This is a genomic window from Sulfitobacter sp. HI0129 (assembly GCF_001635395.1).
In the GTDB taxonomy this organism is placed as follows: domain Bacteria; phylum Pseudomonadota; class Alphaproteobacteria; order Rhodobacterales; family Rhodobacteraceae; genus Sulfitobacter.
On the sequence record NZ_LWGH01000466.1, the window covers coordinates 1 to 8,343 of the forward strand.

The 8,343-nt window shown below is 61.9% G+C and carries 10 protein-coding genes; all 10 read left to right on the forward strand.

All coding sequences use genetic code 11. The features are described from left to right. The coding region (locus tag A3764_RS12695; RefSeq protein WP_201722430.1) for a bifunctional hydroxymethylpyrimidine kinase/phosphomethylpyrimidine kinase at positions 1–187 on the forward strand (187 nt) is incomplete at its 5' end. A gap of 129 nt (positions 188–316) precedes the next feature. Further along, a complete protein-coding gene (locus tag A3764_RS12700) occupies positions 317–1,222 on the forward strand; it encodes a LysR family transcriptional regulator (protein WP_067925000.1) in 906 nt (301 codons plus the stop codon). A 222-nt stretch (positions 1,223–1,444) separates the two neighbouring features. After that, positions 1,445–2,434 (forward strand): TRAP transporter substrate-binding protein, encoded by a 990-nt coding sequence (locus A3764_RS12705; RefSeq protein WP_067925005.1) that lies wholly within the window; start codon positions 1,445–1,447, stop codon positions 2,432–2,434. Between the two features lie 92 nt (positions 2,435–2,526). Then, the gene (locus A3764_RS12710) at positions 2,527–3,027 is read left to right on the forward strand and encodes a TRAP transporter small permease (protein WP_067925008.1); all 501 of its coding nucleotides are present in this window, start codon (positions 2,527–2,529) and stop codon (positions 3,025–3,027) included. Next, complete coding sequence (locus A3764_RS12715) at positions 3,024–4,286, forward strand: TRAP transporter large permease (protein ID WP_067925011.1); 1,263 nt, start codon at positions 3,024–3,026, stop codon at positions 4,284–4,286. Before A3764_RS12710 ends, A3764_RS12715 begins: the two co-directional genes overlap by 4 nt. A 170-nt stretch (positions 4,287–4,456) precedes the next feature. Then, the gene (locus tag A3764_RS12720; RefSeq protein ID WP_067925014.1) at positions 4,457–5,269 is read left to right on the forward strand and encodes a class II aldolase/adducin family protein; all 813 of its coding nucleotides are present in this window, start codon (positions 4,457–4,459) and stop codon (positions 5,267–5,269) included. Between the two features lie 185 nt (positions 5,270–5,454). Further along, entirely contained in the window at positions 5,455–5,748 is a 294-nt protein-coding gene (locus A3764_RS12725) for a ribbon-helix-helix domain-containing protein (protein WP_067925022.1), read from the forward strand. Between the two features lie 114 nt (positions 5,749–5,862). Continuing rightward, positions 5,863–6,258, forward strand: coding sequence for a VOC family protein (locus tag A3764_RS12730; RefSeq protein ID WP_067925091.1), 396 nt, complete (start codon positions 5,863–5,865; stop codon positions 6,256–6,258). Positions 6,259–6,305: 47 nt separating this feature from the next. Further along, the gene (locus A3764_RS12735; RefSeq protein WP_067925025.1) at positions 6,306–6,830 is read left to right on the forward strand and encodes a twin-arginine translocation signal domain-containing protein; all 525 of its coding nucleotides are present in this window, start codon (positions 6,306–6,308) and stop codon (positions 6,828–6,830) included. Positions 6,831–6,852: 22 nt separating this feature from the next. After that, positions 6,853–8,343: GMC family oxidoreductase (locus A3764_RS12740; RefSeq protein ID WP_067951644.1), on the forward strand; the 1,491-nt coding region annotated here is incomplete at its 3' end.

The window sequence follows — 8,343 nt, forward strand, 5'->3', positions numbered from 1 at the left end:
CTACCGCTCGGAATCGGATGAGCGGCGTTTTCCCGCACCCCGCGTCGATGCGGCGCTGCGGGGAACCGGCTGCCGACTGGCCAGCGCCATCGCATGCGGCATGGCGCGGGGCAATACGCTGGAGTCCGCTGTCGCCGCCGCCAAGGCGCGTGTTCACGCCGCACTTTGTGCGGCACGGGGGGTATGAGCCGGTGAAACCGGGGGGCTGATCGCACCTCTCCTTATCTTTGCGTTCCTTTACTTTGCGGAAGGCTACGGGGATGATCCATGGGAATCGCCTGCCCGGCCCCCGGAAGAAGGCGAGAGGAAGGATTTGATGAAGGACGACCGGCTGCTGGCGATGCGCGTGTTTCTGACGGTGGTGGAAACCGGCGGTTTCACCTCGGCGGCGCATATCCTTGACGTCAGTCAGCCTTTCGTCAGCCAGACGATCAGCCGCCTTGAAGAACGACTCGGGGTGCAGCTTTTGCACCGCTCCACCCGGGGTCAGCGCCTGACGCCGGAAGGCCAGCAGTTCGTTCATGCCTGCCGCCGTGCGGTCGATGCCGTGGACGCGGCGGAGGCGGAGATACAAGGCTTGCGGGGCAAGGTCTCAGGCGATCTGCGGGTGACCGCACCGCTCGCGTTCGGGCTGGATCAGCTGGTGCATATCCTGCCCGGCTTTCTCGCCGCTCATCCCGAAATCCGGCTGAACCTCTCGCTGGACGACAACAGCGCCAACCTGATCGAGGATCAGATCGACGTTGCGATCCGCATGGGGCAGCTGCGCGATTCCAGCCTGTTGAGTCGCAAGCTGTGCAACCTGCAGCGCGTCGTCGTCGCCTCGCCCGGTTATGTGGCTGAGCATGGGAAACCCGATGCGCCCTCGGCGCTGGCCGATCACAACTGCCTGCTCTGGGAAGGGGCGCGGGATCATCTGAACCGCTGGCCCTTCGTGGTGGACGGCAAGGCGGCCAATGTTGCGGTCACCGGCAACTTTCGGTCCAACAACGGCATGTCGCTCTATACCATGTGCCTGGCGGGGTCCGGGATCATGCGGCTGGCGGAACATCTGGCGCGCCCGGCCATCGACCGGGGGGAATTGGTGCCGTTGCTCGAAGACTATCAATCCGTCGATGAAAGCGCGTTCTATCTGGTCTTTCTGCCAGAGCGGGACCTGCTGCCGCGCATCCGGGTTTTCATCGACCATCTGGTAGAGCATTACCGCACGCCGCCCTGGTAGGACGCTCCCGGCCGGGCGGGCCGCGTTATTACGGGTAGCAATATATGTTATTCGGACCGCTCGATTGACGTTTCGACCTGCCGCTTCGTATCAAATTGGCAGATCGGGGCTCATCGCCACCGCAGAAAATCACAGACAGAAACTTGTTTGATGGGGCCTGGCGGCCCCCCGATCCCTTGCTGCCGTAAGGCATCCCTGGACTCTTGAGGAGGAGATTCCTTCATGACGTTGAACCGACGTTTTTTCACGCGCTTTGCCCTTGCCGCCGTCGCCACGCTTGCCGCGGCCCCTGTTCTGGCGCAGGAAACCTATTCGCTCAAATTCGGCCATACCGGCGCGCCGGATCACCACTTCCAGACGATTTCGGAAAAGTTCGCCGAGCTGGTGGCGGAGCGCACCGACAACAACGTGAAGATCGAGGTGTTCCCCTCGGATTCGCTGGGCAAGCAGATGGAGCTTGTGGAAGGTGCATTCTTTGGCACCACGGACATGGTCCTGACCTCGGACGCGGTCCTGTCCAATTTCGTTCCCGAAGTCGGCATCATTAACCTGCCATTCATCTTCTCCGACAGCGATGCGGTCCGAACCGTTCTGGACGGCGAGATCGGTGACCAATTGGGCAAGAAGATCGAGGAACAGGGCGCCGTGCTGGTCGGCTGGTGGGAAAACGGGTTCCGCCATATCACCAATTCCAAGATGCCCATCGAAAAGCCCGAGGATCTGGTCGGCATCAAGCTGCGCGTGCCCGAAGGCCCGATTTTCGTCGATACCTTCACCACGCTGGGCGCAAACGCCACTCCGATTGCTTTCACCGAGCTTTATTCGGCCCTGCAGCTTGGCGTTGTCGACGGGCAGGAAAACCCGCCCGCGCATATCCTGACCCAGAAGTTCTACGAGGTGCAGGACTACGCGTCGCGGACCGGGCACATCTATCTGTCGTCGCCGGTGCTGATCAGCCGCGCGGCCTTTGACAAGCTGCCGCAGGAATATCAGCAGGTCCTTCTCGATACCGGGCGGGAGCTTGCCGCCGAACACACCGCGATGGTGCTGGCGGCCGAAGATGCGCAATGGGCCGAAATCGCCGAGAAGGGGATGAAGATCAACGATGTGGACAAGGCGCCCTTCATCGAAGCGACCCGGCCGGTTATCGAAAAGTACCGCAAGCAGTTCGGGCCTGAGATCATCGATGCGATCGAACAGGCCGGGCAGTGACCGACCGTAAAGGACCGGCAGGGACGACACCCGTCCCTGCCCACCCGGCCCCGCCGCGCCCTGGCGTGTGGCTGGGACGTACCATTGATGGAGTGACCTGGCTGCTGCTGACTTTCTGCGCCATCCTGTTTCTGTTGATGACAGGGCTGGTCTGTCTTCAGGTCATCTTCCGCTACGTGCTCAACTCTCCCCTGACCGGCTCCGAAGAGGGCGCGCGCATTCTGTTGATCTTCGTGTCCATGCTGGGGGCTGCGGCGGCGTTGAAAACACGCGCGCACATGGCGATCGACTACTTTCAGGAGCGGTTTCCGATTCCGCTGCGCCGGGCGGCGGCCCTGCTCAGCCTCGCCTGCGTGTTGGCAATCGGCATCCTGCTCGTCGTAAAGGGCGCCGAATTCGCCGATCGCGCCATGTTCCAGACTACTCCGGCGCTGCGCATCCCGAAGGGTTATATCGTGCTGGCCTTTCCGATCAGCGGCGCCCTGATCATCTTTTACGCGCTTGCGGTGCCCTTACGGGCCTGGATCATGCGGGACACGCTGCTTGCGCCCGTGGATCACGCGGCGGCAGCCATCGCGGAGGCACGGTCGTGATCTTCACGCTTTTCGCCCTGTTCTTCTTTCTGATCTTTCTGGGCGTGCCTATCGCCTTCGCGCTCGCGCTGTCTTCGACGGCGGTCATCTACTTTTTCACCGACATACCGCTGCTGCTGGTGATCCAGCGGATGTACAGCGGTCTCGATGTTTTCGTGCTGATGGCGATCCCGCTTTTTCTCTTCGCGGGGAACCTGATGACCGAGGTGAAGATCTCGGAGAAGCTGGTCGCACTCGCATCGATCTTCCTCGGTCGATATCGCGGGGGGCTTTCGCTGGTGGCGACGAGCGCCTCGGCCATTTTCGGTGCCATTTCGGGCTCGGCCAATGCGACGACCGCCGCCATCGGGTCGGTGATGATCCCCACCATGGCCCGGCGCGGGTACGATCAGGCCGATGCGGCCGCCGTGGTTGCCGCGTCGGGGATACTTGGGCTGATCGTGCCCCCTTCGATCACCATGGTCCTTTATGGCGTGGTTGCAGGCGTCTCCATCGGGGATCTTTTCCTGTCGGGGATCGTGCCGGCGATCATCATCGCCGCGGGCCTCATGGCGGTGAACTATTGGGTGGCCGTACGGAAGGGATATGTCGGCGACGCGCCCATTAACATGCGCGATTCCGTCCATATCGTCCGGGACAGCCTTGTGGCGCTGCTGATGCCCGTGATCATTCTGGGAGGCATCTATTCGGGTGCTTTCACTCCGACCGAATCCGCCGCGGTCGCCAGCCTTTACGGGCTGATCGTGGGATTTGCATGGTATCGCAACCTGAGCCTGAAAAGCGTCTTCGCCATTTCGAAAAGGACGGTGGAGGTGACGGCAACGATCCTGTTTCTCATCGCGGCCTCCAACATCTTTACTTATGTGCTGTCGGCGCAGAACGTTCCGCAGAAGTTGGCGGCCTCGTTGATCGAATTCTCGACCAATCCTTATGTGATCATGGTTCTGATCCTGGGCATGCTGCTCATTCTGGGCACATTCCTCGACAATGTCGCGGCGATCATCCTCGTGACGCCGACGCTGATGCCCGTGGTCGCAGCGCTGGAGATCGACCCGATCTTCTTCGGGGTCTACATGGTCATCGCCGTGGCCGTGGGGCAGATCACGCCGCCGGTGGGCCTGAACCTGTTCATCGCGACGAACCTAACCAATCGACGGTTCGAGGATGTGGTGCGCAGTTCGGTGCCCTATTTTCTGCTCTACGGGGCACTTCTTCTCGTTTTCATCGCCATCCCCGGCGCGCTTTCGGTCTTTGGCTGACGCGGGCCCACGATAATCGGCGGTAATAGCAGTTATTCCCGCAAGCCGGATACCCGCGCGACCCCGAAACGGGTATCTTCCTGCCATCCGATCGGCCCTTGCGCGCACATCGCCGGGGCGGATCGCCCGAACGGAAATGAACGCCGAGCCCCTAATCGAAAGGACATCCCATGCTGGACCTTGGTAACCGCATTTCGATCTATCAGCCCGAACAGGAAGGTCTGATCTTTCCTGAACTGCCCAGCTTCGACTCGGTCGCGGACGAACGTCAGCACCTCAAGGAGCGGCTGGTCGGTGCCTGCCGCGCCTTCGCCCTGCAGGGGTTTGACTATGGCTTTGCCGGCCACCTGACGATCCGCGATCCCGAGCGTCCGGAGCTTTACTGGACCAACCCGATGGCCGTGCATTTCAACCAGGTGAAGGTGTCGAACCTGATCCTCGTGGATCACGAAGGCAACGTGGTCGAAGGCAATTATGCCGTGAACCGCGCCGGGTTCGTGCTGCACGCCGGTGTCCATGAGGAACACGCCGACATCGTCGCGATGTGCCATGCGCATACTGTCTATGGCACCGCCTTCGCCGCACTGGGCCGGCCGCTGAAGCCGGTGACACAGGACGCCTGCGCCTTCTTCGAGGATCACGTGATCATCGGGGACGAAGCCGGTGCCGTCGCGGTGGAAAACCACGCCGGGTCGAACGTGGCCAAGGCGTTCAAGGGGGTGAAGGCCGCGATCCACCAGAACCACGGGTTGCTCACCGCGTCGCGCCACAGCATCGAATCCGCCGCTTTCTGGTTCATCGCGCTGGAGCGCTGCTGCCAGCAGCAGTTGATGCTGGACGCCACGGGCCTTGAACAGACCCTCGTGAAGCCCGACCGGGCGCGCTACAGCCGCGAACACGTGGGCAGCGACTATATCGGCTGGCTGCATTTCCAGCCGATCTGGGAAGACCTCGTGAAAACCCAGCCGGACATGTTCGACTGATTGGATGAGTTGCGGCGCGGCCACGGGGGGGACCCGTGGCCGCGCCGCGCAAATGTTTCGCCGGTCACATACTGCACATACCTGTGAAGCGGGCCGAAGTGGACGATGGGTAAAAACTCGTGTAGAAGTTCAGGGCCGCTGACCCCGGCATACTGCCAATGCGTAGATTACGGGAGGATCATCGCATGTGTGAAGTTTTTGCAGGTCAGGACCCGGAACGCTATGCCTGCACGACCCGCCGCCTGCGGCTGAACGGGCAGAGCACGTCGATCCGATTGGAAAATGCCTTCTGGGCCACGCTGGACGATATCGCGGCCCGCGACGGCGTGACTACCCCGGTCTTTATCTCGACACTGCATGCAGAAGTGCTGGAACAACGGGGCGAGCCCTCCAACTTCACGTCGCTGCTGCGCTGCGCATGTCTGAAGTTTATGGAGATCTCTCGCACGGCGACCCCCGCTGCCATGGCGGCAGAATAGGGGCAGGATAGTCCCGAAAAACATGTGCGGGTAGTAACGGCATACTACCCGGCCCGCGCCGACGGCCTGCTAGCCTGATCCCCGAAGAGATCGGTAAACATGCAGGAGACGGCCTTGGCCAAGCAAATACATTCGATGATCCGGGTGCTCGAAGAGGATCGTTCGGTCAATTTCTACGACAAGGCCTTTGGCCTGAAGATCGCCGACCGACTCGATTTCGAGAATTTCACCCTCGTCTATCTGTCGAACCCTGAATCGGAGTTCGAACTGGAGCTGACGATCAACAAGGACCAGACCGAGCCCTATGAGTTGGGCAATGGCTATGGGCACCTTGCGGTTTCGGTCGATGATCTCGACGCGGAACATGCACGGTTCGAGAAGGAGGGGCTCGAACCGCGCAAGCTTGTGGAATTCGCGCCGGGCGGCACGCGTATCGCCCGGTTCTTCTTCGTTGCCGATCCCGACGGATACCAGATCGAAGTTCTGGAACGCGGCGGGCGCTTCAAATAACGGCCCGGCGGCGAAAACTTCACGACACAACGGGAGGAGACCGAAAGATGTCCAATACGAAAACCCTGCGCGGGATGACCCGCCGGGATCTGCTGAAACGCACGACCGCCGCGGGCGCGTCCTTTGTCATCGGGGCCGGTTTCGTCGCGTCCCCGGACGCGGCATGGGCGTCCGAGATGGATGCGGTGAAGCCCGAGACCTTTGCAACGCTGGTGCAGATGGCCCGGGATATCTATCCGCACGATCAGGTGCCGGATGAAAACTACGTGGTGGCGGTGAAGGGCTACGACACGCCCGAGAACGCCGACATGGTGAGCCAGGGCATCGCCGCGCTCGACGACCGTGCGCGGGAGATGAAGGGCGCCAATTACATTGATCTCGGCTGGGAGCGGGACCGTGTGGAAGTGCTGCGGTCGATGGAGGACGACCCGTTTTTCCAGACGATCCGCGGCGGGCTCGTCACCGGGCTCTACAACCAGAAAGCCGTGTGGCCGATCTTTGGCTACGAGGGCGAGAGCTTTAGCCAGGGCGGCTATATCGACCGCGGCTTCAACGACATCAACTGGCTCTGAGCCATAGGGGAGGAACAGAACTATGGCAGCACCATTTGACAAGAACGACGACAGTGTCGTCGTCGTTATCGGAACCGGCGCGGGCGGGGGCGTTCTGGCGAACGAGCTTGCGCAGAAGGGCATCAGCGTCGTCGCGCTGGAAGCCGGCGGGCGCTATCTGCCCGAAGATTACATCAACGATGAATGGGAAAGCTTCGGCCAACTGGCCTGGCTCGATCCGCGGACGACGTCGGGAGACTGGCGGGTGGCAAAGGACTTCTCGGGGCTTCCCGCGTGGATCGTGAAAGCCGTCGGCGGGACGACCACCCATTGGGCGGGCGCGTCCATCCGCTTCCAGCCGCATGAGTGGAAGGCAAAGACGACCTATGGCGAAGTCGAAGGCGCCTCGCTTCTCGACTGGCCGATCGACGGCGAAGAGATGGCCCCCTATTACACCAAGGCCGAAGACAAGCTGGGGGTCACCCGGACCGGCGGGCGCGAGGGGCTTCCGGGGTGCAACAACTACCTCGTCTTCGAAGCCGGCGCCAAGAAGCTCGGCTACAAGGAAGTCCATACCGGCAAGATGGCGATCAACTCCGACTGGTACGACGACCGGATGCCCTGCCAGCAGACCGGCTTTTGTTTCCAGGGCTGCAAATGGGGCGCCAAATGGTCCGCCGCCTATACCGACATTCCGCGCGGCGAGGCGACAGGGAACCTCGAAGTGCGTGAAAAGGCGCATGTGGCGCGGATCCTGCATGACGACAGCGGCAAGGTTACCGGCGTCGAATATTTCGACGAGAAGGGCGATCTGCAGATGCAGAAGGCGCGGATCGTCGCGGTGGCGGGCAACTCCTTCGAAAGCCCGCGGCTGCTGCTGAACTCCGCCTCGAACATGTTCCCCAACGGGCTTGCGAACTCCTCCGATCAGGTCGGGCGGAACTACATGCGCCACATGACCGGGTCGGTCTACGGCGTGTTCGACAAGCCGGTGAAGATGTGGCGCGGGACCACGATGGCCGGGATCATCCAGGACGAGGCAAAGCACGATCCGTCGCGCGGCTTCGTCGGCGGGTACGAGCTGGAAACCCTGTCGCTGGGTCTGCCCTTCATGGCTGCCTTCCTCGATCCCGGGGCGTGGGGGCGTGAATTCACCACCGCGCTCGACATGTACGAGAACATGGCCGGGATGTGGATCGTGGGCGAGGATATGCCGCAGTCCGACAACCGCGTCACGCTCAACACCGAGGTCAAGGACCAGTTCGGCCTGCCGGTGGCGAATGTGCATTTCAGCGACCATCCCAACGATGTCGCCATGCGCAACCACGCCTACAAGCAGGGCGCCGCGATCTACGACGCGGTGGGGGCAACGCGCACCTTCCCGACGCCGCCCTATCCGTCCACCCACAACTTGGGCACGAACCGGATGAGCGAGAAGGCCGAAGACGGTGTGGTCAACAAGTGGGGGCAGACCCACGACATCAAGAACCTGTTCGTTTCGGACGGTTCGCAGTTCACGACCGGCGCGGCGGAA